This window comes from Fictibacillus gelatini DSM 15865, from assembly GCF_000430745.1.
Lineage (GTDB): Bacteria > Bacillota > Bacilli > Bacillales > Fictibacillaceae > Fictibacillus_A > Fictibacillus_A gelatini.
Window position 1 is genome coordinate 479,486 of sequence record NZ_AUMP01000001.1, and the last position, 25,609, is coordinate 505,094.

Sequence of the window (25,609 nt, forward strand, 5' to 3'; positions counted from 1 at the left end):
GATGTAATAGATTTTTACATCACGTTCTGTTCAATAGGGGGGATCATTTTTTATGGATAAGCTTTATTTTAGTGGGTTGTTTACGTTTGTTGGCATGATTCTTACTTATTTGTTCGGGAGCCCTTCCAAGCTGCTTGGCGCACTTGTTGTATTTATTGTCATCGATTATGTATCAGGACTAATCGCTTCCGCTTATGAGGGCGAGCTCTCAAGCAAAGTTGGTTTTAGAGGAATATTAAAAAAAGTTGCTATTTTATTTGTTGTGGCCGTCGCCCATTCACTTGATCAAATTTTCGCCTTTCATTATATAAGAGATGCGACCATTTTCTTTTATATTGCGAATGAGCTGTTATCAGTAATTGAAAATGTAGGGAGATTGAATGTACCGATTCCAAAGGCTTTAAAAAAAATGATTAAATTACTGCACGATCAAAAGGATAAAGAGTAATTCTATCATTCTTTTTTGAGGACATAAACAGACAGATTAGATGTATTAAAATCTAATCTGCTTTTTTTATGCCGTAGAAAGAAGCCATTTTCTCCGCAATTTTTTGCGGATCGATCTTATATTCTCCAGCTTTTATCTGTTTCCGGAGCGCTTCAACTTTTCTAAGCCGCTCAGCTTGTAAAGATGAATTTGCTTGCAGCTTTCTTGCCTCATCAGAAATTTCAATTCTGTCTTTATTTTGTTTTGATTTCTGTTGTTCTTCTTGAGGATAAGTATACTTTTGTTTCGCTTGATTTACAGGATGAACGTTATTTATGTTCTCTATCTTCATTGTCACACCTCATTCATCTCTTTATGTTTCCGATACAAATCCAATCGTCATCAATTTCAGACGGTTCCAAATACCTCATAAAAAGCTTGTTATTGTTTTTATCATATTTTATTTCATACTCTTTTCCACTATTCCGTGATTCACAAAACAAATGAATCCATACATCCGTAAACAAAAAAGGTTTAAAATTGTGAAAATCGTTTAAGTTGTTTTCCATCCAAATGACGATTTCATCGTATAGTATTGTGTCCATATCTTACCGGTCCCTAACCCCTTTTTGTAGTGACTATTTTGTTCAAAATAGTACTTCGAAAGTGTTTAAATCTTTAACGGGGTATTTATGTTTTCTTTTTATGCTATAATTAGCTTTGTGACTTTTAACATAATGAAGGTGTTACATCATGAAAACCGTTTTCTCATCTTTACAATGGCTCTTTTTTATTTTAGCGCAGGCCATTATTACGCCGATTGCGATCGGTCATTCCTTCCACATGTCACCACAGGAAATTGCTGAATTGCTGCAGCGGACATTTCTCGTTATCGGGGTTTCCGGGTTACTCCAAACATTATTTGGTCATCGATTGCCTATTTCCGAAGGGCCAGCCGGCCTCTGGTGGGGTGTTTTTATCATTTACGCAGGACTTGTTGCATCCGGTTCTTTAAGCACCGCAAGAGGTCTTCAAGAACTGGAAATGGGGATGTTGATTTGTGGCGCGCTCTTTATTTTATTAGGCCTGTTAAAATGGATGGAACCTGTTAAGAAATTGTTTACACCGCTTGTAACGGGTACTTATTTGCTTCTTCTTGTTTCCCAATTGAGCGGTTCATTCGTTAAGGGCATTGCAGGGATTGGCTATTCTTCCGGCCATTTTAATGGAAAAGTTGCTGCTTGCGCGTGTATTGTTGTCATAATTTCCATCTTTTTTTCGAAGTCAAACGTTAAGTTTCTTAATAGTTATTCGCTTCTTCTTAGCCTTTTAATCGGGTGGGCGCTATTCGGATTATTAGGGTTAACGAAGCATGATTCTTATAGCGGACAATGGATTTCCGTACCAAAATGGTTTGCATGGGGCTTGCCGCAATTTAGCTCGGGCATCCTTGTCACTTCCATTTTCATCGGCCTATTATTGCTGGCGAATATGGTTGCGACCATTAATGTTGTTGAAAAAACGTACAAAAATGCGAAAGTATCGACAACGCCCATTCCGTTCAACCGGGTCACTGTCATGATGGGAATCAATACGTGGATTGCGGGGATATTTTCTGCCGTTGCGTGCGTGCCTATATCAGCAACGGCCGGGTTCATTTTAACAACGAAAATCTACCAGCGCCTCCCTTTTCTTATTGGAAGTATGATTATGTTAGTTGTTAGTTTCTTTCCAGCACTTACCCATTTTTTCGCCAATTTGCCGGCACCGGTTGGCTATGCGACGATGTTTCTTCCTTTTTCAAGTTTAATCGCAATTGCTTTCAACGAATATCGTCTATTAAACTTTACCGAAAATACGTCGTTGATCATTAGCATATCCTTAATGATTGGTATTGGCAGTTTATTTATACCGGCAAGTGCTTTAACAGGACTTCCGAGTCTGCTAACAACCATTTTAAATAACGGTCTCGTTCTTGGCATGATTGTATGCATGATTCTTGAACGGGTTTTAAAAAACAAAGAGGCTGCTCCCTTACGTCGTGATCATTGACGAAGGGGCAGCACTTTTTTTATGCTTCTTCGTTAATAAGAACCTTTTTCCCTTTTAATTTAAGGACAAACGGAATGACAATCCAGAGTACGGCAATAACGATAAAGGCAAGGGAAATCGGTTTTTCCAAAAAAACCATAAAATCGCCGTTTGATGCAGTAAGCGCTCTTCTCATATTGTTTTCTATCATCGGTCCGAGCACGAGCCCAAGGACGAGCGGTGCGAGCGGAAAATCATTCGACGCCAGGTAGTACCCCGCAAGGCCGCAAATGATTAATAAAATAAGATCAAAAGTATTGACTTGAACGGCGTACACGCCAAAGACAGATATCGCGATGATGATCGGGATTAAATATTTTGGCGGAGTCTCAATAATTTTGGCAAACACTTTAACGAGCGGCATATTCAAAATTAAGAGCATGACATTTCCGATAAACATGCTTGCGATTAATCCCCATGCGACACCCGGATGGTCTTGAAACAAAAGAGGACCCGGCTGAATGTTATACATGATCAGTGCTCCCATTAAAATGGCGGTCGTCCCCGATCCTGGTATTCCTAATGTCAATAATGGGATCATCGCTCCACCCGAGGCGGCGTTGTTGGCTGATTCAGGGGCAGCGACTCCGGCAATCGTTCCTTTTCCGAACTTTTCAGGCGTCTTGCTTATTTTCTTTTCCATAATGTAAGAGAAGAAGGAAGCAAGCGTTGCGCCGGCTCCAGGCAAAACGCCGACAAAGAAGCCTAGCAGCGATCCTCTTGCAATCGGTCCCGAGCTTTCCTTCAATTCTTGTTTCGAAGGAAGGATTTTGCCGACTTTCGCTAAATTGCCATCATGACTTTCTTTATGAAGAATCGTTTTGAAGACTTCTCCGAGGGCAAATAAACCGACCGCCACCGTTAGAAACTCCAGTCCCCCATAAAGCGCGGGAATATTATACGTGAACCGGGCAACCCCTGAAACGTTGTCCAGACCGATCGTAGATAGAAGCAATCCAAATATGGTCATGATTCCGGCTTTCGTCATCGAATTTCCAGCAAGACCGCTGACGGCTGCCAGCCCGAGCAACATGAGAGAAAAATATTCGGCTGGCCCGAACTTTAAAGCAACTTCCGATAAAGGTTTTGCTAACAATGCGAGTCCGATTAAGGAAACAATCCCGGCGCAAAATGAGCCGATCGCCGCTATCGCAAGCGCTGAACCCGCCCTTCCTTGCCTGGCCAATTGATAGCCGTCTAATGTTGTTACAACTGACGATGATTCACCCGGCGTATTTAAAAGAATAGATGTTGTCGATCCGCCATACATCGCCCCGTAGTACACGCCAGCAAGCAAAATAATGGAACTTGTCGCGGCCGCCGCTGGATCCATTCCTCCCGTCATCGAGGCGGTCACCGGAATCAATAGGGCAACGCCGCTCATTGGCCCAATTCCGGGTAAAACTCCGACCGCCGTTCCGATTAAAACACCGATAAACGCAAATAAAATATTAATCGGCAAAAGTGCCGTTCCAAAGCCTTCTAAAAGATAGTGTACCGTGTCCATGTAAAGCCGCCTCCTTTCATCATGAACTAAACCAGGCCGGCAAGCCCGGCAATGTTCCTTTCAACACTTCGGCAAAGAGATAATAGACACCGAAAGAGAAGCTTGCCGAAATCAAAACGGTTTTCACCCAGCCGCCTTTTTCAATCGTTTGAAATCCAACAAGAAGGAAGAGAAACGTGCTAATGATATAACCGAGCGGCTCCAATAGAAGAGCGTAAAGAATGGCAGCTACTAAAATGATGAGAAACTTTTTATAATCGAGGGCTTCTTTTTCCTTTCGCTCATTCTGGTACTTCATCGTTTCAATAAATAATTTAATACTTAATAAACCGAGAATGAGTCCGAGAAGAAACGGGAACACGTTCGGCCCCACGTTGCTTCCATAAGCGGAATGGGAAATTCGTCCGCTTTCAATCATAAAAGCCATGCCGACGATGAAAAATATGAAACTTGCATACCGATCAAATGTTTTGCTCATAACTTCACCTCACGATAGAATAGAAAAGAAGAGGCGGGCTCTTCTTCTCTATTATTTCTTCTCCATTCCAAGCGACTTGAGCATTTTTTGAATCATCGTTTCTTGATCTTTCAAGAACTTCGTGAACTCTTCTGAATCCTTGTATTCTGGCTCCCAGTTATTCGCTTTCAGCTCTGCCTTCCATTCCTCTTTTTCGGACAGTTTTTTAAGCGTATCATCCCAGAATTTTTTCGCGTCTTTTGACATTTCTTTCGGTCCAAATACCCCGCGCCAAATGATGAATTCCGCATCAATTCCTTGCTCTTTTAACGTCGGTACATCTTTGTAATCACCGCCGAGGCGCTCAGGCGATTCAACAGCAAGAATTTTTATTTTCCCGGCCTTTACATATTCACCGAGCGAAGACACGTCTGTTCCAATCACATCAACATTGTCTCCCAATAAAGATGCGACTGCCTCTCCCCCGCCATCATAGGCGACATATTTGATCGACTTTGGATCAATTCCTGACTTGTAAGCAGGAAGAATTGAAACGAGATGATCCATGGAGCCTGGCGCAGAACCACCAGCTACCGTGATTGACTTCGGATTTTTCTTTAATTGATTGATCACATCTTTAAGCGTTTTATATTTTGAATCCGCTTTAACGGCAATGGCGCCGTAGTCTTTTGTCAGCTGGGCAAGCGGCGTTGTGTCTTTATACCCATAAGGGGTGTTGCCTTCCGCTTTTAAATGATTGATGAGAATCGGCGGTGAATTGACGAACAGCTTATAATCATTCGCCTTTTCCTGCGTTGCATATTCGGCCATGAATACCGTGCCGCCGCCTCCCGGTTTGTTTTCTACCGTCATCGTTTGAGCGACAAGATTCGTTTTATTCAGGATTTTCGTCAGCGACCTCGCCGTTAAATCCCATCCACCGCCGGCACCCGATGGAGCAACGACAACAAGCGGCTTTTCAGGATAAGCCGACGTTGACTTCCCTGAGTTCGCCGTGTCTTTGCTGCAGGCCGTAACACTAAGTGCCAGCATGCCAATCATTAAAAATTTTGACCATTTCTTCGTTCCCTTCAACAATCTAATTCCCCCTTTAAATTCACGTTTTGGCAACGCTTACAAGAATAATAATACCTAATATTCTGAAAATAAATATTTCGATCATAAAGTGCATTTTGTTCATTAAGTTCACGCTTAAAAGGAACCGTTCTTTTAACAACAGCCCTTCTACTTCTTTTTTATCAATTAATTCGCACCAGTTATCAATCATTTCGCATAGATTATCAATCATTTGGATGCACTTATCAGTCAATTCACGTTGTTTTCTGTAACTTTTCTGTAACCCTTTTAAACTTGTAGTCATTTATACTTGAAGGAGGGAAAAATGGGGAAAAGAGTTGGGATTATGAGCTTAAAGAAAAAGCGAAAACGAAAAAGGCAAAAAGAAAGATTCGTAGTCACTATTGCTATTGCTGCTGTTGTCTTGCTTCTATTTGTCGGCTGCAGTGCCTTTCAAAATGATGATAAAACAAAGCCGGCCTCAAGCCAGACAGCTGGTGAAAAAACGGATCCCGCTGTTATAAAAAAAGAAGGCGATAAACAGCCGAACGATCAAAAATCATCTGACTCAAAAACGAAACAGCATCATGAAACGGATCATAAGGTTGCGAAAAAAGAAAAAGCGAAGACTCCTTCTTCTCCTGATCATTCAACCGCAAAAGCAACCGATAATAAAAATTCAAGTACGAAAAACAAGAAAAATCAGCAAGGACAAAAACCTACAAACGATAATATCGTCTATTTAACGTTTGACGACGGGCCATCGCCAGTAACAAATCAAATTTTAGATTCACTTCAAACGTATCATGCAAAAGCGACCTTTTTCATGCTGGAACCGAGAATGAAGGAATATAAGGCTGCAGTGAAACGATTGGTGGCTGAGGGCCACACTGTAGGGCTGCACGGTGTAACACATAATGCCCATCTTTTTTATCAATCGAAGAAAACGGTTGTCGGAGAAATGATGCAAGACAAGAATACGTTAAAAAAGATCACCGGGTACAATGCCCGTCTTATTCGGACGCCTTATGGAAGTGTTCCCCGCATGAAGAAAGAATACCGGCAAGCAGTGAAAGAGCAAGGGTTTATTATGTGGGATTGGGACGTTGACAGCAAAGATTGGCACTATCGCGACCGCCGATTTGTCAATAATACCATTCAACAAATTATACGGTTAAAGGGAAGCCATGAAAAGCTCGTCATCTTGCTTCATGATCGTCCGGAAACCGCGCCACATCTCCCACTTCTATTAAAGTATTTAAAAGAAAACGGCTATCAAATGAAAGCACTGACGCCTGATATGAAACCACTGCAATTTAAACAAAAGACGGTTAAATAAATTCTACCTGTATACGATAGTATTATATGCAGCCTATTCAAGAGACTAGATTAGCGGTTGGCTAATGTAGTCTTTTAAAATTCAAAAAGAAGGATTGACGTATGAAATACTTACTCATTGTTTTCACTTTACTGTTAGCGTTATCTGGTTGCGGCATGCCAAAATCTCCGGAAGATTTATTGAAAACGCCAAAACTCGAAGCAAAGCAGGCAAGTCTAAAAAGCCAAATTAGCCATTACCTTCCGAAACATGCAATCATGCTCGCGCCGGATCAAGGAAAGAAAAAATCATACATTTCGTTAGTTGATATCAATGCTGATCATAAAAAAGAAGCGATCGTTTTTTATAAAACGGACAAAGATGCTTATGACATTAAATTGATAATCTTTGCGAATAGCCATAACAAATGGAAAAAAATTTCGCAGGCGACCATCCAGGGTTATTCACTGGATATGCTTCAATTTAAAGATGTCACAAATAATGGTAAGCTTGATATAGTTGCAGGAATTACTTACCATGATTTTTATAATAACGCCTTGCTTGTCCTTTCAGTGAACGGCAAAACGACGAAAAAAGTTTTTGATCAGTTTTATACGAAAGCGGTATTGGATGACCTTAATCAAGACAAGCAAACAGACATTTCGATTTTAAGGGTAAAAAAAGACAAGGAAGTTAAAGTTTCTTTTTACCAGGCGGATAAACATGAGAAGTTTTCAAAGCTTTCAGAAACCGTTCTCGATCAATATGGCTTTTATGATCATATGTTTGCGGCCAATATAACGAAAAATAAACGGGCGCTAGTATTAGATATCGGCGAGGGTGCCCATTCAGCATATACCCAATTAGTTATTTTCGACCAGGGGAAGCTGAAGAAAATTTTCAAAAACGACGAAGCGACCTTTAAGCCTTACATGATTAAAAGCGTTGATATTAACAACGATGGGATCGTTGAAATCGGAAATGCAAGAGTCGCAAAAGGGTATGAAAAAGAACCTTATGCAACAGCCGTCTGGATTGAGCAATACTATCAATGGACGCCAAAAAAATTAGAGTTAGTTAAAGAATTGTACGTCGATAACGAAAAAGGGTTCTATGTCGATTTTCCCGAGAGCTGGGTAGGAAACGTAACGATTAAGGAAAATAAGAGCCGCCGGATGATTCAAATTGTAGAAGTCAATTCTAACAAGCCGCTATTAACCATTAAAATATTTACACATAAACGCTGGAATAACAGTGACAAATTTATTCCGATTCGCCGGACGGACCGCTATATTTATGCTACTGCCAACACGGCTGAAAACCGAAAGAATTCTAAGTACTTCCATTCGATTGTCGAATTTCCTGAAGAATAATGAATGTGGAGGTTGTCATGACAAAAATACTAGTAGTTGAAGATGAACAAGCCATTCGAAGCTTTGTTATTATAAATTTAAAAAGTGCGGGATTTAAAGTTCTTGAAGCTGAATCGGGCGAAAAAGCACTTTCGATCCTTGAAGAAGATGGGCAAGATATCGATATCGCCTTATTGGACGTTATGCTTCCTGGTATTGACGGATTTGAAGTATGCGAACATATCCGAAAAAAATATTCACATATCGGAATCATCATGCTGACGGCAAAAGTCCAGGAAGATGATCGGGTGCACGGATTGACGATCGGGGCCGACGATTATGTTGCCAAACCTTTCAGCCCGCCTGAATTAGTCGCAAGGGTGAAGGCCCTTTTGCGCCGGACAAAAAGAAAAAAGAAGCAAGTTGAAAAAATCACGTCAGGTCCTTTTGAATTTTATATAAAAGAAGAACGGTTAACGAAACATAACGTGACGATCGATTTAACGCCGACTGAATTTCAGCTGGCCAAACATTTACTTAAACATAAAAATCAGCCTCTTTCACGCAATGAGCTTCTCGATCTCGTTTGGGGAGAAAATTATATCGGAGATACAAAAATCGTTGATGTGAATATCCGCCGTCTAAGAAGAAAGATTGAAGACGATCCGTCCAGTCCGAAATATGTCGAAACCTATTGGGGCAGAGGATATATTTGGAGAGACGCTGACCGATGAAACGCCGGGTTATATTGTACTTTATGATGGTCATTTTATTGACCATCGTCTTTGTTGAAGCGGTTTTTTTAATTTATGTCCAACGGTTTTATTATTCAGGGACGGCTAAGGCCATTATTGACCATGCGAAAACGTCATCCGCTTTTATTACGGAAGATGAAAAAAATCAAAGCCTTTATACTCAGGCGGATGAAATTTTATCGAAAGCAAAATTTAAAGGGACGGAGCTTGAAATTGTCGACCTAAAAGGAAATGTCATTTTATCGACCAGCGGATTTATAGAATCAGATAAACTCCCGATTAATGAAGTCCTTTTTAGTAATAAGCCCGAATATCACCTTATAAAAAGTGATAAAACGGGAGAACATATCATGAATGTACAATACCCGATTAAAAAACAGGGGCAAATTTATGGCATTTTAAATTACGAAACTTCATTAAATGCCGTTAATAAAGTGATTTTTTATTTGTCTTTTACCGCCATTCTCTATGGGATTATTATTTGCTTGATCGTTTTATTCATCAGTACAAAGCTGGCCAATTCTATCGTTGATCCGATCAATAAAATCATTTCCGTTTCAAAAGATATGGCAAAAGGTGATTTCGACAACAGGATTAACGAAAATTATAAAAATGAGCTTGGCGATCTGGCAAAAACGTTAAATTATATGGCCGATGAAATAGTAAAAACCGATCGGTTAAAAAGTGAATTTATTTCATCCATCTCGCATGAGCTTCGAACACCTTTAACCGGAATTAAAGGGTGGAGTGAAACCCTTCAGTCAGATAAAGGATTTTTGTCAGAAGAAGATAAAAAACAAGGCTTAAAAATCATTTCCGATGAAACCAACCGATTGATTTCTCTTGTCGAAGATTTACTTGATTTCTCAAAGTTGTCTGCGGATCGAGAAATTGTATTATTTCCGGACGAATTTCGTTTGGACCATCTTCTATTGCAGGCAATGATGCAAATGCGAGTGAAAGCGGAAGAAAAAGGCTGCTCCATTCAAATGGAAGAAAATAATCCGTGCACGATTTTCGCTGATGAAGGCCGTCTTAAGCAAGTATTCATCAATGTGATTGATAATGCGATTAAATACTCGCATGAAAATGGCAAGATTACCATCCATATGACGGAAGAAAAAGATACGGTCTCTATTCGAGTGAAAGATGAAGGGATCGGCATTGATAAACGGCATCTTCCACTTTTAACGAAAACATTCTACCAGGTTGATCCGAACAAATTCGGAACAGGAATCGGTTTAGCCGTAACCGAGCAGATCGTATCGCTTCATAAAGGTGAGCTAAAGATCGACAGCACTCCCGGGAAAGGAACAACTGTTACGATTAAGCTGCCAAAAAACTATAAAAAGGGCAAATGATAAAAGGACATGCTCAGATACAGACATGTCCTTTTATTCGTAAATTTTCATATCTTCTGCTATACTTTGTTAGATAATGAGGAGGAATTTTATGGGCACATTTACGTATTCCAAAGGTGAAGAGATTGCCAATAGCATTACCCATGGCATTGGCGTCTTAATTAGCATTGCTTCAATCGCCATTTTAACGGTTTTTGCTTCATTGCATGGAACGGCTTTGCATATTGTTAGCTTCGCGATTTTCGGTGCTACGATGCTTTTGCTTTATACGTCTTCCACTCTGGTCCATAGCTTTCCCGAAGGACGGATAAAGGACCTTTTCGAAATTATGGATCATGCCGCCATTTATTTGTTTATCGCTGGAACGTATACCCCGATTGTTTTAATTGTAGTTGGCGGATCATTGGGCTGGACACTATTTGGTATTGTATGGGGGATCGCTTTCTGCGGTGTCATCTTTAAAATTTTTTTCACGAAAAAGTTTGTCATTTTATCTACCCTTGGCTATATCGCAATGGGATGGATGATCATCTTTGCATTTAGCTCCGTCTTGCATCATTTATCCACAAATGGCATTGCATGTTTAGTTGCCGGCGGGGTTTTGTACACGGTCGGTTCCATTTTTTATGTTTGGCGCGCCTTTCCTTTCCATCATGCAGTCTGGCATCTTTTCGTACTCGCCGGCAGCATTGCCCATTTTCTTATGATGTTCTACCTATTGCCAATACGCTAAAAAAACAAAAAGCCATCCCATTACTAATTGCTGGATGGCTTTCTTTCTATTATTTTATCCCGAACGCTTCAAATGCTTTATTGGTCGTACTTTTAAATCTTTCTCCAGCCACCTCCAACTAATTTTGTTATTTTGATCATTACAGCAACAACCGATGTAACCCAATATTTCAAACCATATTTTAATTCTCATCTGTTTCTTTTGAATGAATTTTTTGTTTGAATATCTGTAAATAGTGCCCTTTCAGCTAAGAAAGTTCTTATTTTCAAGAATCCATTTTCGCCTGTAAAAAAATAGAAGCAAAAAACAGGATCAAACTTCTCTAGTGTATAGTGTGGTGCTATTTTCATGGCATTTGGACAATAAACAGTGGATTTCCGACAATAAATCGATTCCATCGGACAATAAATGGCCTGTGTCGGACAATAAAATGAGTAGTTTTTTCACTTATTATCCAAAAGTAAAATGTTATTGTCTAAACCGGATGATTTATTGTCCAAATAAGAGCACTTATTGTCCGAGAACGAAAAAATTTTAAATCATGTAACGATTCATGATCGTTTTTCCTCATTTCACAGATCTAACGAGGTGTTCTTAAAATAACGAATGTTCGATTACTGATATTCAAACTATTTTTCTAGAAAGGGCAATAGTTCATCCTTGTCTCTCATTGTTTATATTTCTCGCTTTTTTTCGATCACCTATATTTCTCCCATAAAAAGGCATGATTTTCTTAATTGAAAACCATGCCTTTACAAAGTTAATTATACTTGAGTAGAAGATGTTTTATCTTTACGGAAAACACCCATTACACCAGCAATGATAAGTAATACCCCACTCAAAATATATGCGAACGATACACAGATAAATCCACCTATACCAGCGACTAACATAAAGATTCCGCCTAATTTTGGTTTACCTTTTACAACGACAGATCCAACAATGCCTAAAATTGAAAGGATAACTGCTGTCCATCCTAATCCAATAATATTACTTGATCCGTTAATTGCAGCATCTACCCCACCAATAAACAAAGCAATAAACGCTCCAATAATTCCAAATATACCACCCAAAAGACCTAATACAAATTCAGTTGTTCTTTTCATTACTTCTATTCTCCTTAAGTTATTTTAATTTAATAACTTGATCAAACGGCTTTGCATCCATTGATTTTTCGTTAAATATATCACCAAAATGTAATTGAACTTCTTTTACTTTGTCAACATCTAAAGATTTTCCATCTGGAACAGCATATTCTACAACTCCAGACTTACTCACACCTGCTTGAATGTCACCACCAACATTACCTTTACCATTAAAAAGGTCCGCATCAAGTTGAAGGTTTCCAATAACTACATTACCCTGGTCAGGAAAGAACGATAATTTATCTTTGGTAGTGTTTTTAACAGTCATACCAACAACAACTTTATTCTTTTTCAGCTTCATTTCACCAATTTTTACTTTGAGTCCATTTACGTTAAACTCTTTATTAATGGCAATTTTTTTACCATCTTCAGCTTTAGTGGTTTGTGTTTTCTCTGTTTTTGTCTTTTCCCCAGTTGACACGTCCTCAGAGTCAGCAGAACAAGCTGCAAGCCCCATAACTAAGAGTGAAGATAATGCAATCCCTAACAATTTTTTCATCAATTATTCCTCCCCTATTTCATTTGTTACAAACCAATTACAATATTATCACACATCCGTAATAATGTGGACAGTTTTTCTTACTTTTCAATTCTTATTTCATTAGCCTATTTATGCGAAGTGTACTGTAACTACAGGCACCGATACTTTTTGTTGGTATAGCAACTGTCTATAAAAACATTGACTATTTCATCACCGATAACTTCGTTTCCTTTGACGATAGCTAAATCATTTTTTCTTTGAAACGAGTGCGTATACAGTTGATAGTCCTTGAGAAAGTACAGCCGAAAGACTAGGGCTTCCATACGTTCGTGAAGTAATCTTTTTTACAGCCATATCTTCTAGGATGAAAAAGGTAAGCAGTCATTGTCTCCTTCTTTGGAACCTTCGATTTCTACAAAAAGCGAGGTTATTCGTCTTTTTAGGGACTTCAATAAAGATTCAAAAAACTAACATTTAGTCATTTCCTGCAACAATTTTATTGTAAGACTCATTTATTAGTAAAAACGGCATTATCTTTTTGTGTAATAAATGGTAAAATTGGATTAAGTTAAAAAACAGTGATTGAGAGGCACATAAATGAGGAATTTATTTTTGGTTTTAGGAATCATTGGTTTGCTTTATTGTATGAATTTGATCCGAATCGCGAACATTGACACGGGGGCAGTCGTCATATTCTCTTTCTCGCTTTTTTTTATTGCGATTTACGTTTTTTACCGTCCTTTAAAAACAGTATGGAGTAGAAAAAGAAGTGCTAGAATACTAGTCTTAACGTTACTAGGAGCAATCATCATCGTCTCTTGCGTATTGGAAGGGCTCATTTTATCATCGATTGCCGATGATCATCCGAAAAAACTCGATTATGTGCTCGTCCTCGGGGCCGGAATCAGGAGAGGGAAACCCTCCCCTGTCCTTAAAGAACGATTAAATAAGGCGGTTGATTATTTAAAAGCATACCCGAAAGCGAAAGTTGTTGTAAGCGGCGGGAAGGGATATGATGAACCGGTCAGTGAGGCATCCGTTATGGAAGACTACTTACTTGCCCACGGCATTCCATCCCAGCGAATTGTAAAGGAAGAAAAAGCGACAAGCACTTATGAAAACCTGAAATTTTCAAGAGACTTGATGAACAGGCAAAGTGCAGTTCATTATCCTGAGCGGGTATTAATTATTTCGAGCAACTTCCACCTCCATCGGGCAAAGTCAATGGCGAGGGATCTCGGATTAGAAGCCTTCGGAGCAGGCTCGAAAGTACCCCTTAGCGTCATTCCCCAGGTTCATGTGCGGGAAATTCTTGCCCTTGCTAAGTATTATGTGTTTGATAAAATGGGCAACCCTTGAAAAAGTCCGTGACAGACAATAAGCAAGGGTCAGGCGAATAAACGTTGGTTTTAGACCAATAAGTTGCCTTGTTAGACGAATAAGAGATTCGATTAGACGAATAAATGCCAGGACTCACGAAAAAGTGCCGCAAGCCCGCTAAACTTGAATCTTTCCGATTCGTATAAGAAATGGCAAAGAGAAAAGCTACTGAAGCTGGTTTCAGTAGCTTTTCACCATTATGTAAACGATACATACGATGTAAAAGAGCCTTATCTTTACCAATTAACGACTGACGATGAAGAAAGGTGTTCGATATGAAATCATTTGGATTAGGCATTTGCATCGTATTGACCGCTCTTATTGTATCTCATTTGTTCTATACTGTTGAACTGTTTATAAAGTTAACGACGATCGTAAGTAGCCTCTCAATTCTTTGTTCAAGGTTTTCATTAGGGTATTTTGTCAGCAGCGATCGCAGGCGGCTAAATTTTTATGTGGATCCCAATAGCCGAAAATACAGGCGTTTAAAATGGTCATTTCGCTTCTTGATGCTCGGTCTTCCATGCCTGATAGGGGCAGTAGGTGCTGTTATTTTTCTAAATATGATGTGAACTTAAACGACTACCAGATGAGGTAGTCGTTTAAAAATTTTATTTCCTGTAGGTACATGCCGTTTGCAAGTTCGCCGTCTTTCCATAAACTATCATGTATCACCTTAAAATAAATACTTTTAGAGGAGTAGAAACGAATGTCTAAAGATCAAGAACGTTTTGGTTTTGGATTTGGTTGTTGTTGTCCTCCACCTCCACCACCGCCTCCGCCTATCGTTCCCTTCATTCCAGTTATACCGGTCATGCCCGTTGCACAAGTGACGCCAGCCTATCCGGTTAGTCCTGTGACTGCGGTTAGCCCGGTGGCTGTGAGTCCAACAGCTGTGAGCCCTGTTACTTCTGTAAGCCCAACGGCGGTAAGTCCTGCTGCTTATGTGCCTACGATGCCAGTCAGCCCTGTTCAACCCGTAATGCCAGTTAGCCCGGCAATGAAACCAAATTATCCCGTTAGTCCAACACAATATTACAAATAGTAGGTACATGCCGTTTGCAAGAATAGGGAATGTCCATAGGATAGAAAGTAAGAAAGGTTTCAAATTCTATATTCAAGGAGTAGAACTGAATGTCCAAAGATTCCCGTTTTTTTGGCCCGCCGCGGCCGTTTCTTCCACCACCACCCGTTCCATTCATTCCGGTTATTCCCGTTCTTCCGGTCCAGCAAGTTGTTCCAACCTACCCGGTTAGTCCCGCTCACGTTGTCCAACCCGCAGTCAGTCCAACGAACGCGCCGATTAGCCCGGCCTATCAGCCGCCTTCACATCCCGGTGCTGTAAGCCCGGCCACGCAAGCTGCATGTCCGCCAAATCAATCGTTAAACGATGTTGTCTATCCAGCACAAAACTATGTAAAAGATTATTATAAAGAATATGAGATCAAACATATTCATCCGATTACTATCGAACATAAACATCATAACGTCTATATTCATAAACACCAATATCCTGTAAAAGAAACAACAACATGCGAACATGTAAACAAAGTAGTAGAAGAGCCGAAACCGAAAATAATGGACTAGTACTGCAGAGAGAAAGCCCGGGCAATGCCCGGGCTTTCTTATATTACGCTTTTGAACCGTTCCTTCACACTGCGGACGACAGAGGCCCAAATGGTCTTATCCGTTGCTAGTTTTTCTCTAAATGAACGGTACATCTCTTGCTGCTTTGCTTCAAATTCAGGTGAGCTTTGATCTGGAAGCTCAGAACGCATCGTCATAATCATATCTTGCACTTCCGGTGAGCGCGGGCCCCATACCGCTTTTTCATTTCCATCGTGATCGATAAAAATAAAAATCGGAATTGCCCGAGAAGTGCCATTTGTTAAATATTGGTCCATTAATTCAAGATTTTCATCACGGATTAAGAGACTCATTTCAAATCCGGCAATTTCGGAAATCCGCTTAACGATCGGAACGCACAACAATGCATCGCCGCACCAATCTGCCGTAAGGACGATGACGCGCCAGCCTTTTGCGCGCCATTTCATAAAAAATTCCTCATCTTCCTTCGAAAGAGAGAATTGATCATAAATGTTCGCCAATTCTTCCTTATTGACATTCATTGCCGCCACGTAGTCTTTAAATGACATTCCTTTGTCAAACCAGTCGTTTAAATTCATTTACAAAAACCTCCTTACCATAAGTATAATCTACCAATTAAAATCAATAAATTCTCTCTTTTTATGAACAAGGTGTACTATAATGATAATAATACCAACAGCTTAAGAATAGGGAGAGGAAAACAAATTGAAGGCGATTTTTCTCGGTATACTTGCTTCTTTCTTTTTTGCTTTTACGTTTGTTTTAAACCGGTCAATGGAAGTCTCTGGTGGATTTTGGGTTTGGAGCGCTTCGTTGCGTTTTATTTTCATGATTCCTTTTTTATGGCTCATTGTCAGGATGCGTGGGAACTTGCGGCCATTATTTTTGGAAATGCGAAAACGGCCCATGCCCTGGATCATATGGAGCTTTGTCGGATTCGTTTTATTTTATGCCCCGATTACGTACGCCGCGGCATTTAGCCCTGGATGGCTCACAGCAGGAACGTGGCAATTTACAATCATTGCAGGGTCTCTGATCGTCCCGTTTTTTTACGAGACGATCCACACGTCAAATGGCACGGTAAAGGTCAGGCAGAGAATCCCTTTAAAAGGGCTGTCGCTTTCCTTTATTATTGTTGCTGGAGTAGTTCTTATTCAATTCCAACACGCCGAAAAGCTGGATCTTACAACGGTTTTCTTAAGTGTCGTTCCGGTCGTTATCGCATCTTTTGCCTATCCGCTCGGAAACCGGAAGATGATGGAAATTTGCGGCGGGCGGCTTGATCCCTTTCAGCGCGTGCTTGGAATGACGCTGGCAAGCTTGCCATTCTGGTTATTGCTATCTTTGTATGGCCTGCTAAAAGAAGGTCCGCCAACCGCCATGCAAACGACGCAATCCTTTTTAGTCGCCATTTGTTCGGGCATTATCGCTACCGTCTTATTTTTTCTGGCGACAGACATGGTTCGCAACGATCCGCATCAACTTGCAGCCGTTGAAGCAACTCAATCAGGAGAAGTGCTTTTCACTCTTCTTGGAGAAATACTTTTTTTACATGGAGCGATGCCTTCCATTCTTTCTTATATTGGGATTGCCCTCATTATCATAGGCATGATTCTTCATAGCTTGTTTACTCATCAAGCGCAGCCTGCCTCTTGCCAAAACGAATCGAAAGAAGCAGCCACTCTCAAATGACAGCGGCTGCTTTCTTTATTCCAATTCTTTTTCATATGTCAATTCCTCGAGATGATGCATGAAATCACAATAACATTCTGGTTTAAATTCTCCAGGTGCCCAATTTTCTACTATCCATTCCGACATGTCCGGGCTGCTATTTGGAATCGTTCCCATATTTTCACGATTCATTACCGCTTGCAATATCTTTTCATAATGAACTTCATTCCAGAAAAAATCATCGAATGCATGTGCTGAAAATCTCATGTCATCGCCTCCTAAAAAGCTACCTTTGCTTACTCAAGTATTTCCCTCTTTCCATTTGAATATGTCCCGATATTCTTAAATTCATGTGCATAAATGGCAAACATTTGGCCAGTCTATAGTTTAAAGCGAGGCGATGATCAATGGACGAAATAAAAAAGAGAACGAGAAATCTGCAAACGAATACCCCGACTAAAGAAGAAATTACGATCTCATCGAACATTCATTCACAGCAACCATATGATTCCGATGATTTTTATCCAGGGGATTCTGTCAATGAATATAAGAAAATCGAGCGTGTGAACGAATTTTTAAATGAAGCCGAAATTAGCCAACAAAATAACAACCTGTAGGGAAAGTACAAACGTCCGGCTTTTCTTTTCAAAAAAATAACTGACAGGCTTGAGGCCATGTCAGTTATTTACCTTTTCCGCCTGCCAATAATAATCGCTTAGCGCATCACTAAGGGCGACGACAGAGCGGTACAATTCATCCATTGTATTGTCAATCCCGCCGATTTCCACTAAAATGGCATGATCCGCAAGGTCCTGGTTGTATACTCCATTCCCCATCGTTTTATATTTGACGACGACGCCGCGGCAAAGCCCCGGATATTTTTTATTTAAATGATCAAATAACGCTTTTCCAAATGCCTGGCTTTTGGCTGCATTCTTTTGTTCTCCGCCAACAATAAAAGCCAGTCTCGCATACGATTTACCATTGATGACCTTCCGTGTGACATTCCCTCCCGCTGAATCTCTATGAACGTCAATGATGAAATTTAAATTCCGATTTTGTCCCATCGCCTCCTGGACGATTTTCCTTGAAGCATCATACGATTGATAGTAGGACCAGCCCTTTTTATTTAAAAAGGCATTCATGTCTGTCGTGTCATGCTCCGTGCCGATGCCTCTTTTTTCAAGTTCGTCGCTCAACATTTTGCCGATCGCAATCATATTCGCTTTATTGTTCGTGCTTCGTGGGTCTTTAAGATTTTTTCCGCCTTTTAGTAAAGGGGCATACGATTCCGTACTATGCGATTGATAGATGAAAACGACTTTCTTCCCATTCGTCGTATGTTTCGGCGCGGGTGCAGGTTCTTGTTCATCGATTTTTAAATTTTCTTCATTAATGTCTTCGTTTCTTTTTAATATTTTCATCGGAGGTGCTGAGTCTTCTGGCAAATTCGTGAAATCCGTTCCTTCCCCGGCGACAACAATTTCCGTATCGTATAGTGAAAACCCCGGAAGCTCCCGCCCTAAAAGACTGCGAATATCTCCCGGCCTGACGTTTGTCGCTAATTCAAAAAGAACGGATGACAGCCCGGGAGGCTTAGACTCTACTGGCAGTACTTGTGTTAAATATGGAATTTCAGTCCCCATAAAATGAACAAAACTCTCTACTTTAAAATGGCTAAACCACTTATTGACCAATGTAGAGTTCATGCTGTCTTTTAACGAAGACAAGACTTTAATGCCGCCGAAAAACAGTACGAAAAGAACTAGAATCAAGACGATTCCTAAGCTTGTCCGATTTCTTATCCTTCGCTTCATGATCATTTCTCAACATCCTTTCTAGTAAATACTTATGAAAGAAAAACTAGATTTAGAATGTTGAAAAATGCAAAGTTGCAAAAGCAATTTTGTAGGGCATCGCCTTCGTCGATGCCCTTACAATAAGAGAAAGCCCTGCTAACAGGGCTTTCTCTTATTGATTAATTTCAAGAATTTCTTTTAAGCGGTTGCTAATTTTTTGAACTTCTTCTTGCTTCGGTACAAAATAATATGTCCGTCCCGGACCGGTAGCTGGAAGATACACATCTGTTTCCGGACTATGGGTAAAAACAAAATGTTCCATATGTTTTCCATCTTTAATCGAACTGTAGAAATTTCGCATGCCGAACATTTCTTTCAAGGTTATGTTGGTCGTAATGTTGTTGCCAACAGTGTCGAGAAGATCGGTTGCTTTTGTCACAGTCGTAACCGACAACGCCTTATCGGCAAGTGCCTGCAAAATTTGTTGCTGGCGTTTTTGGCGGCCGAAATCCCCTTCTGGATCTGTTTTTCGCATTTGAACGTACGTCAATGCTTCTGCTCCGTTCATATGTCTCGTTTCACCCGGTATAAATGTATAGGTTTTCCCACCGACCGCCTTCATCGAACGTTGCGTAATCGGCTTTGCCACTTTTACTTTCACTGTTACACCGCCTAAATCATCAACAACTTCTTTAAACGCTTTAAAATTGACTGTGGCATAATAATCAATCGGGACATCAAGGAACTTCTCGACCGCTTCCATACTCGCTTCGACGGCTGCCTTTTGTCCGCCTTTTTTATTACCATAACTGTAAGCATGCGTAATTTTGCTCTCTTGATTAATAACCGGCAAAAATGTTCGTGTATCACGCGGGATACTAAGAATTGCCGTTTCTTTCGTTTTTGGATTTAACGTGATAAGCATCATCGAATCCGAATGCGGAGGCTCATCCCCGCTATATTTTTCAATTCCAAGAAGAAGAATCGTTACCGGGTTTTCACCTAATGTAACTTTTTCCGTCCGTAAATCGGATTTGCGTGATAATCCATGGTATGTTTTATCGGCCGCGGATTTTACTTTGTATGCTAAATATCCGGCATACGAAGCCGCTCCAACAAAACAAAATAATATAACAACAAGAAGAAGACGAAGAAAGCGGTTCTTTTTCTTCTTTTTCTTTACCCTCGTTCGCGGTTCATTCATTTACATTGCTCCTCGTAATAAGTTAAAAAGATTGTCGTGATCTCACGAATTACATCAAAAAATGTTAATTGACTTCATTAGTTTATCGTATTTTTAAATATTAAACAATTATAAACTGAAGATCCTTTTTACTTCATTTGTACTTTATAGTTTTCACGATTTTCATATCGTTCATGAATGCTATAAATCAAAGATTGCTTTGTTAAAATTCCCCTGCTTGCATTGTGGGAAATTTATAAAGCTGTTTTCATCGTTTACTTGACTCCATTATAGTTTTCGTTTGTTACAGCAGTTTGACAATGAACGTATTGACTTTAAGGTTTTTATTGGAAAAACAGTATTAGTGGGTACTATAATGAACACAAAAGATTCTAAGCTGAGGAGAATTTGGCATGGGGAGAATCATTCGGTTTGATGAAAAAGAACTTACGCTGAAATTAACAGGATTTACGAGCATCGCCGCCTTAAAACGCGAAGTGAAAATTCCATATCCGGCAATTAAAAGCGCCATTATCGATACGTTTAAAGCGCCCTTTTGGATGCTTCGAATGCCTGGAACATGCATCCCGCCATATCTATATGAAGGCAGCTTTCGGTACGAAAATAAATGGTATTTTCTTTCCTATGAGCATAAAGGGCCCCATGTCATTCTTGAATTGGCCGGCCATGAACGTTATCACTATGTCATTTTTGAGATCGACCAACCGGAAGAAGTAGTAGCTGAAATTCGAAAGCATATTCAATATGCTTACTAGATGAATAAAATTTTTTGCAGACGAATAAACAGTAACACGTTCATTGAAAACGAGTAAAAGCTGCATTTTACAATAGAAAATGCAGCTTTTTGCCCTATCTCTAACGTATTAAGACCGTGCTTCGAAGGAAGACTTTCTTTTCGGGAATAAATGAGCCATGAATTTTGCCCTTGAAAGCGAAAAAAGGATAAGCGCCAGCCAGATGAAAAGGAACGATACGAATTGGACTTTTGAAAACCTTTCATTAAAGACGAAAATGCCCAGGAACAGCATAATGGTCGGGGCGATATATTGAAGAAATCCAACCATCGCAAGCGTAATCCGCTTTGCTCCTTCGGCAAAACATAATAATGGCAGTGCTGTTGCCACTCCCGCCCCTGCGAGCAGAAACGAAACAGAAGGAGCATCTGCCATAAAAGCGCCGGTTCCTTTGACCTGGACATAGAGTAAAAAAATAAAGGCGAAAGGGACTACGAACATCGTTTCAAAGGTTAGGCCAATAACAGAGTCAAATGGGGCCAGCTTCTTCGTTAATCCATATAACCCAAAGCTTAATGCCAGCGAAAGCGCCACCCATGGAACATGCCCGTATTGGATCGTTAAAATCGCTACCCCGATGAAAGCTAAGAAAAAGGAAATGATTTGCCAGCGGTTGAGCTTTTCCTTTAACACAAAAACTCCTAACAGAACAACTATAAGCGGATTGATATAGTAACCTAAACTCGTTTCAATGACGCGATTGGTATTGACCGCCCAAATGTAAATAAACCAGTTCGCACTGATTAAGAGAGAAGAGGCGAATACGGATAAGAAGATCGGCCAGGAACGAAATAATCGCTTTAAGCTAGTACTCAATTGGCCTGTTCTCCGTGAAATCAATAAGACAAGAATCATGAACAGAAAGCACCAGATAATGCGATGGGCAAGAATTTCATGTGCTGAAACGCCCTTGACCGCTTTCCAGTATAATGGCAGGAATCCCCATAATACGTAAGAAGCTGCGGCATACCCTATTCCCCACGAATCATTCTCTCGATTTTTCATTCGTTCCACCTCTATCTACTTTTTATGTTTCAAAACTTTATTTAAAAATCGCGCTTTATGAAGAGCTTCATGATCAGTCATAATGTCTCCCGGCTTATTCCCTTCTCCGATAATATAATCTTCAAACGAAGCTCCGACGAAATCAAAAATATATTGAAACTGCATGATGAGAGGTAATGCTTTTCGTTTTGGATCATCCCCTCCTACGATGACGACATACATCTTTTTGTTTTTCATTCGTTCAGCGAACCGCAAATCCGGATCGCGCAAACTTTCAGACCATCGATCGATAAAGTTTTTCATCGTGCCGCTCATTCCATACCAGTAAAGTGGTGTGGCAAATACAATCGTGTCGTGTTCCAACATTTTTTTGGCAATTTCTTCATATTCATCATGCCGTTGCGGAAATCCTTCTGGATCGTGCCGTTTATCTACGATCGGAAGAATATTTTTCTCCCGCAAGTAAATCCGTTCTGCTTCTATCCCTTCTAGCAACAGATTGATGATAGATTCTGTATTGCCGTTTTCTCGTGAACTGCCATGTAGTACAAACATGTTTAAATCCTCCATCTGCTCATTTAATGATTGTTTACTGTTTCCTATAAATGTATCATACAAGTAGATCCATAATCAGTACAGACGATTATTCCGATGATTATAATCGAAAATGCCGATAAAAGGAGAGGTAACATAGATGGAATATAAACAATTGATAACGTTTCGGACGGCAGCGGAAAAGTTAAATTTCACCCGTACCGCCGAAGCTCTAAACTTTGCCCAATCAAGCGTGACCGCGCAAATCCAATCGCTTGAGACGGAACTCGGCGTCCAATTATTCGAACGGCTTGGCAAGCGGCTCATTTTGACTGAAGCTGGCCGGCAATTAAAAATTTATGCCAATAAAATCATTTCATTAACTGAAGAAGCAAAAACAGCCGTAGCCGGTGAAAAAGAGCCAACCGGCAAACTTGTTATCGGTGCGCCGGAAAGCCAATGCACGTATCGGCTGCCATCCGTATTAGCGAAATTCCGGGAACGATATCCGAAGGTTCAACTTAGTTTCCATCCCGGAACCTCTGACCAGGAAGTGATGTTTCAGCTGGCCGAAGGAGTGCTCGATGTTGCCGTTTTAATGGATATACCTGGCGCCTCCGAACATATAATTGTCGAACCACTTGTAAAAGAATCCATTAAAATCGTGACCCATCCGGAACACTCGTTAACCGATAAAGAATCTGTCATGCCATTTGATTTGCAAGGCGAGCCTCTCTTGCTTACCGGATGCGGCTGCAGTTACCGCCGGATTTTTGAGGACTCTCTATCTTCGGTCGGTGTTCAGCCTTCGAACATTATCGAATTTGCTAGCATTGAAGCAATTAAACAGTGTGTGATAGCCGGACTCGGAATTGCGGTTCTTCCCGCAATTGCGATTCAAAAAGATATTGAACAAGGACGCATGAAAGAACTTGCCTGGGGAGGCTGCGGGTTTTCGATTTACACGTATCTGGCCTGGCACAAGGATAAATGGATTTCGCCCGCTTTGAAAGCATTTATTGATGTGACAAGAGAAGTATTGAAAGGATAGAGATCATATAAAATTAAACGATTGAATTGATGGTCTGTCCTAAACGCTTATCAAGCAATTCTCATAAACTAGTAGTAAACGGCGAAAACATGTAGAAAGGAGAAAAATTTATGGGTTTTTTTAAAAAACCTGATAAACGTCAAATGTTTGCCGGGTACCCCGCCTATATGATGCCCGTCTACCCGGTCGTTCCAGCCGCCTACGGATACGGTTATGGATTTAGATATGGCCCCGGAGGATATTTTGGCAAATACAAATACTGGACCCGGGGTGGAGGGTGGTTCTGGTGGGCGATCATTGTCGTCCTGTTTATTCTTCTTATTATAGTCGGTTATGTCTGCTGGAACGGATTTTGTTGGATCGGAGACTGGGGAGGAGTCGACGGCCGCTGTTAAAAACACCATCATGAAACGATTAAAGAAGCTCTTTGAATGAAAAAACGGCTCATCCTTTAATGGATGAGCCGCTTTCGCTTAAAATGTCAATTTTTCTTCGATATAAGCCTTCAGTTCAGTAATCGGCATACGCACCTGTTCCATCGTATCACGATCCCTTACCGTCACCTGATTGTCTTCTTTTGAATCAAAATCATACGTAATGCAGAACGGCGTTCCGATTTCATCCTGGCGGCGGTATCGTTTGCCGATCGAACCTGATTCATCATAATCGACCATAAAATGTTTAGCTAAATCAGCAAAGACTTCACGCGCTTCATCGGAAAGCTTTTTCGACAATGGCAAAATCGCCGCTTTATACGGGGCAAGAGCCGGGTGCAAACGAAGCACTTTGCGGACATCGCCTTCACTGATTTCTTCTTCATCATAGGCATCAATCAAGAAAGCTAGTGTAACGCGGTCCGCGCCCAATGCCGGCTCAATGCAATATGGAATGTAACGGTCGTTCGTTTCTTGATCGACATATTCAAAGTCCTCTCCTGAATGTTCGCTATGGCGCTTCAAGTCAAAATCGGTCCGTGAAGCGATTCCCCATAGCTCGCCCCAGCCAAACGGGAATTGGTATTCAAAGTCGGTCGTGGCATTGCTATAGTGGGACAGCTCTTCCTTTTCATGGTCGCGAAGGCGCAACTTTTCTTTTTTCATTCCTAATGAGAGAAGCCACTTTTCGGCAAAGTCTTTCCAGTAATCGAACCATTTTAATTCTTCACCTGGTTTACAGAAGAATTCAAGTTCCATTTGTTCAAATTCTCTCGTCCGGAATGTAAAGTTACCCGGTGTAATTTCATTTCGGAAACTTTTGCCGACTTGTGCAATGCCGAATGGAAGTTTCTTTCTCATTGTTCGCTGTACATTTTTAAAATTGACAAAAATCCCCTGAGCCGTTTCCGGGCGGAGATAAATTTCATTGGCGCTTGACTCCGTCACTCCTTGATGGGTTTTAAACATTAAGTTAAATTGACGAATCGGCGTAAAATCACGCGCTCCGCAATCCGGACAAACGACTTCAAACTTTTCAATGAGCTTCTCCATTTCTTCAAACGAAAGGCCGTCTGCGATGATCTCTTGACCGGCGTTTTGCGCTGCTTCCTCAATGAGTTTGTCGGCACGATGGCGCGCTTTGCATTGTTTACAATCGATCATTGGATCATTGAAATTGCCGATATGGCCAGAGGCCATCCATGTTTGCGGATTCATAAGAATGGCAGCATCAAGACCGACATTGTATGGAGATTCTTGAACGAATTTCTTCCACCATGCTTTTTTCACATTGTTTTTCAGTTCAACACCGAGCGGACCGTAATCCCACGTATTCGCAAGTCCTCCGTAAATTTCTGAACCCGGAAAAACGAATCCTCTTTGTTTTGCCAGATTCACGATTTGTTCCATTGTGACCTTCATTGT

General features: G+C 40.6%; 30 protein-coding genes. 16 read left to right on the top strand and 14 right to left on the bottom strand.

Translation table 11 applies throughout. The features are described from left to right. Nucleotides 1–52: 52 nt before the first annotated feature. The gene (locus tag H538_RS0102510; protein WP_026676228.1) at nucleotides 53–448 is read left to right on the top strand and encodes a phage holin family protein; all 396 of its coding nucleotides are present in this window, start codon (nucleotides 53–55) and stop codon (nucleotides 446–448) included. A 52-nt stretch (nucleotides 449–500) separates the two neighbouring features. On the opposite strand, the gene flgM is transcribed toward H538_RS0102510, so the two are convergent. Next, on the bottom strand, nucleotides 501–779 hold the full coding sequence (gene flgM, locus H538_RS0102515; protein WP_026676229.1) for a flagellar biosynthesis anti-sigma factor FlgM: 279 nt from the start codon (nucleotides 777–779) through the stop codon (nucleotides 501–503). Nucleotides 780–1,180: 401 nt separating this feature from the next. On the opposite strand from flgM, the gene H538_RS0102525 reads away from it, so the two are divergent. Further along, nucleotides 1,181–2,479, top strand: coding sequence for a purine/pyrimidine permease (locus H538_RS0102525; protein WP_026676231.1), 1,299 nt, complete (start codon nucleotides 1,181–1,183; stop codon nucleotides 2,477–2,479). Between the two features lie 19 nt (nucleotides 2,480–2,498). On the opposite strand, the gene H538_RS0102530 is transcribed toward H538_RS0102525, so the two are convergent. The 4 genes from H538_RS0102530 to H538_RS0102545 form a co-directional block, all read right to left on the bottom strand. Further along, nucleotides 2,499–4,025: a tripartite tricarboxylate transporter permease gene (locus H538_RS0102530; RefSeq protein ID WP_026676232.1), complete on the bottom strand. Its 1,527-nt coding sequence runs from the start codon at nucleotides 4,023–4,025 to the stop codon at nucleotides 2,499–2,501. A gap of 19 nt (nucleotides 4,026–4,044) precedes the next feature. After that, nucleotides 4,045–4,503 carry a tripartite tricarboxylate transporter TctB family protein gene (locus H538_RS0102535; RefSeq protein ID WP_026676233.1) on the bottom strand — a complete coding sequence of 153 codons (459 nt, stop codon included), beginning with the start codon at nucleotides 4,501–4,503 and terminating at the stop codon, nucleotides 4,045–4,047. Between the two features lie 51 nt (nucleotides 4,504–4,554). After that, nucleotides 4,555–5,535, bottom strand: coding sequence for a Bug family tripartite tricarboxylate transporter substrate binding protein (locus tag H538_RS0102540; RefSeq protein ID WP_081412556.1), 981 nt, complete (start codon nucleotides 5,533–5,535; stop codon nucleotides 4,555–4,557). Nucleotides 5,536–5,599: 64 nt separating this feature from the next. Beyond that, on the bottom strand, nucleotides 5,600–5,791 hold the full coding sequence (locus H538_RS0102545; RefSeq protein WP_026676235.1) for a hypothetical protein: 192 nt from the start codon (nucleotides 5,789–5,791) through the stop codon (nucleotides 5,600–5,602). A gap of 93 nt (nucleotides 5,792–5,884) precedes the next feature. Between H538_RS0102545 and H538_RS24970 the strand changes: the two genes are divergently transcribed. The 5 genes from H538_RS24970 to trhA all read left to right on the top strand — a co-directional run bounded on the left by H538_RS24970 (nucleotide 5,885) and on the right by trhA (nucleotide 11,078). After that, nucleotides 5,885–6,898, top strand: coding sequence for a polysaccharide deacetylase family protein (locus tag H538_RS24970; RefSeq protein ID WP_051291211.1), 1,014 nt, complete (start codon nucleotides 5,885–5,887; stop codon nucleotides 6,896–6,898). A 101-nt stretch (nucleotides 6,899–6,999) separates the two neighbouring features. Continuing rightward, nucleotides 7,000–8,250, top strand: coding sequence for a hypothetical protein (locus H538_RS0102555; RefSeq protein ID WP_026676236.1), 1,251 nt, complete (start codon nucleotides 7,000–7,002; stop codon nucleotides 8,248–8,250). A gap of 17 nt (nucleotides 8,251–8,267) precedes the next feature. After that, nucleotides 8,268–8,963: a response regulator transcription factor gene (locus H538_RS0102560; RefSeq protein ID WP_026676237.1), complete on the top strand. Its 696-nt coding sequence runs from the start codon at nucleotides 8,268–8,270 to the stop codon at nucleotides 8,961–8,963. Then, on the top strand, nucleotides 8,960–10,345 hold the full coding sequence (locus H538_RS0102565; RefSeq protein WP_026676238.1) for a sensor histidine kinase: 1,386 nt from the start codon (nucleotides 8,960–8,962) through the stop codon (nucleotides 10,343–10,345). The genes H538_RS0102560 and H538_RS0102565 overlap by 4 nt, the downstream gene beginning before the upstream one ends. Nucleotides 10,346–10,436: 91 nt before the next feature. Then, nucleotides 10,437–11,078, top strand: coding sequence for a PAQR family membrane homeostasis protein TrhA (trhA, locus tag H538_RS0102570; protein ID WP_026676239.1), 642 nt, complete (start codon nucleotides 10,437–10,439; stop codon nucleotides 11,076–11,078). Nucleotides 11,079–11,842: 764 nt separating this feature from the next. On the opposite strand, the gene H538_RS0102575 is transcribed toward trhA, so the two are convergent. Further along, nucleotides 11,843–12,184 (bottom strand): DUF4064 domain-containing protein, encoded by a 342-nt coding sequence (locus H538_RS0102575; RefSeq protein ID WP_026676240.1) that lies wholly within the window; start codon nucleotides 12,182–12,184, stop codon nucleotides 11,843–11,845. 19 nt (nucleotides 12,185–12,203) lie between these two features. Then, nucleotides 12,204–12,722: a hypothetical protein gene (locus H538_RS0102580; RefSeq protein WP_026676241.1), complete on the bottom strand. Its 519-nt coding sequence runs from the start codon at nucleotides 12,720–12,722 to the stop codon at nucleotides 12,204–12,206. A gap of 579 nt (nucleotides 12,723–13,301) precedes the next feature. On the opposite strand from H538_RS0102580, the gene H538_RS22920 reads away from it, so the two are divergent. The 4 genes from H538_RS22920 (at nucleotide 13,302) to H538_RS22930 (ending at nucleotide 15,671) form a co-directional block, all read left to right on the top strand. Further along, the gene (locus tag H538_RS22920; protein WP_026676242.1) at nucleotides 13,302–14,063 is read left to right on the top strand and encodes a YdcF family protein; all 762 of its coding nucleotides are present in this window, start codon (nucleotides 13,302–13,304) and stop codon (nucleotides 14,061–14,063) included. 296 nt (nucleotides 14,064–14,359) lie between these two features. Continuing rightward, a complete protein-coding gene (locus H538_RS25950) occupies nucleotides 14,360–14,656 on the top strand; it encodes a DUF5316 family protein (protein ID WP_154657884.1) in 297 nt (98 codons plus the stop codon). Between the two features lie 242 nt (nucleotides 14,657–14,898). Continuing rightward, nucleotides 14,899–15,129 (top strand): hypothetical protein, encoded by a 231-nt coding sequence (locus tag H538_RS22925; RefSeq protein WP_154657885.1) that lies wholly within the window; start codon nucleotides 14,899–14,901, stop codon nucleotides 15,127–15,129. A gap of 89 nt (nucleotides 15,130–15,218) precedes the next feature. After that, the gene (locus H538_RS22930; protein ID WP_035349778.1) at nucleotides 15,219–15,671 is read left to right on the top strand and encodes a CotD family spore coat protein; all 453 of its coding nucleotides are present in this window, start codon (nucleotides 15,219–15,221) and stop codon (nucleotides 15,669–15,671) included. Between the two features lie 38 nt (nucleotides 15,672–15,709). On the opposite strand, the gene H538_RS0102600 is transcribed toward H538_RS22930, so the two are convergent. Further along, nucleotides 15,710–16,270, bottom strand: coding sequence for a thioredoxin family protein (locus H538_RS0102600; RefSeq protein ID WP_026676244.1), 561 nt, complete (start codon nucleotides 16,268–16,270; stop codon nucleotides 15,710–15,712). A 127-nt stretch (nucleotides 16,271–16,397) separates the two neighbouring features. On the opposite strand from H538_RS0102600, the gene H538_RS0102605 reads away from it, so the two are divergent. After that, nucleotides 16,398–17,384: a DMT family transporter gene (locus H538_RS0102605; protein ID WP_026676245.1), complete on the top strand. Its 987-nt coding sequence runs from the start codon at nucleotides 16,398–16,400 to the stop codon at nucleotides 17,382–17,384. A gap of 15 nt (nucleotides 17,385–17,399) precedes the next feature. Here the strand turns inward: H538_RS0102605 and H538_RS0102610 are convergent, their stop codons facing one another. After that, a complete protein-coding gene (locus H538_RS0102610) occupies nucleotides 17,400–17,630 on the bottom strand; it encodes a hypothetical protein (protein WP_026676246.1) in 231 nt (76 codons plus the stop codon). A 140-nt stretch (nucleotides 17,631–17,770) separates the two neighbouring features. Between H538_RS0102610 and H538_RS0102615 the strand changes: the two genes are divergently transcribed. Further along, complete coding sequence (locus tag H538_RS0102615; RefSeq protein WP_035349781.1) at nucleotides 17,771–17,980, top strand: hypothetical protein; 210 nt, start codon at nucleotides 17,771–17,773, stop codon at nucleotides 17,978–17,980. Nucleotides 17,981–18,040: 60 nt separating this feature from the next. On the opposite strand, the gene spoIIP is transcribed toward H538_RS0102615, so the two are convergent. Further along, nucleotides 18,041–19,186 (bottom strand): stage II sporulation protein P, encoded by a 1,146-nt coding sequence (gene spoIIP / locus H538_RS0102620; protein ID WP_051291213.1) that lies wholly within the window; start codon nucleotides 19,184–19,186, stop codon nucleotides 18,041–18,043. Nucleotides 19,187–19,334: 148 nt separating this feature from the next. Next, nucleotides 19,335–20,366 carry an LCP family protein gene (locus H538_RS22935; protein ID WP_051291215.1) on the bottom strand — a complete coding sequence of 344 codons (1,032 nt, stop codon included), beginning with the start codon at nucleotides 20,364–20,366 and terminating at the stop codon, nucleotides 19,335–19,337. A 392-nt stretch (nucleotides 20,367–20,758) separates the two neighbouring features. Between H538_RS22935 and H538_RS0102630 the strand changes: the two genes are divergently transcribed. Continuing rightward, nucleotides 20,759–21,121, top strand: a complete 363-nt coding sequence (locus tag H538_RS0102630; RefSeq protein ID WP_026676249.1) for a hypothetical protein — start codon at nucleotides 20,759–20,761, stop codon at nucleotides 21,119–21,121. Between the two features lie 108 nt (nucleotides 21,122–21,229). On the opposite strand, the gene rarD is transcribed toward H538_RS0102630, so the two are convergent. Then, a complete protein-coding gene (gene rarD / locus H538_RS0102635; RefSeq protein ID WP_026676250.1) occupies nucleotides 21,230–22,165 on the bottom strand; it encodes an EamA family transporter RarD in 936 nt (311 codons plus the stop codon). 15 nt (nucleotides 22,166–22,180) lie between these two features. Beyond that, nucleotides 22,181–22,720: a flavodoxin family protein gene (locus H538_RS0102640; RefSeq protein WP_026676251.1), complete on the bottom strand. Its 540-nt coding sequence runs from the start codon at nucleotides 22,718–22,720 to the stop codon at nucleotides 22,181–22,183. Between the two features lie 139 nt (nucleotides 22,721–22,859). Between H538_RS0102640 and H538_RS0102645 the strand changes: the two genes are divergently transcribed. Beyond that, nucleotides 22,860–23,750, top strand: coding sequence for a LysR family transcriptional regulator (locus H538_RS0102645; protein ID WP_026676252.1), 891 nt, complete (start codon nucleotides 22,860–22,862; stop codon nucleotides 23,748–23,750). A 110-nt stretch (nucleotides 23,751–23,860) separates the two neighbouring features. Continuing rightward, nucleotides 23,861–24,145 carry a YjcZ family sporulation protein gene (locus H538_RS22940; protein ID WP_035349782.1) on the top strand — a complete coding sequence of 95 codons (285 nt, stop codon included), beginning with the start codon at nucleotides 23,861–23,863 and terminating at the stop codon, nucleotides 24,143–24,145. Nucleotides 24,146–24,223: 78 nt separating this feature from the next. Here the strand turns inward: H538_RS22940 and H538_RS0102655 are convergent, their stop codons facing one another. Beyond that, the gene (locus tag H538_RS0102655; protein WP_026676253.1) at nucleotides 24,224–25,606 is read right to left on the bottom strand and encodes a glycine--tRNA ligase; all 1,383 of its coding nucleotides are present in this window, start codon (nucleotides 25,604–25,606) and stop codon (nucleotides 24,224–24,226) included. Nucleotides 25,607–25,609: the final 3 nt, after the last annotated feature.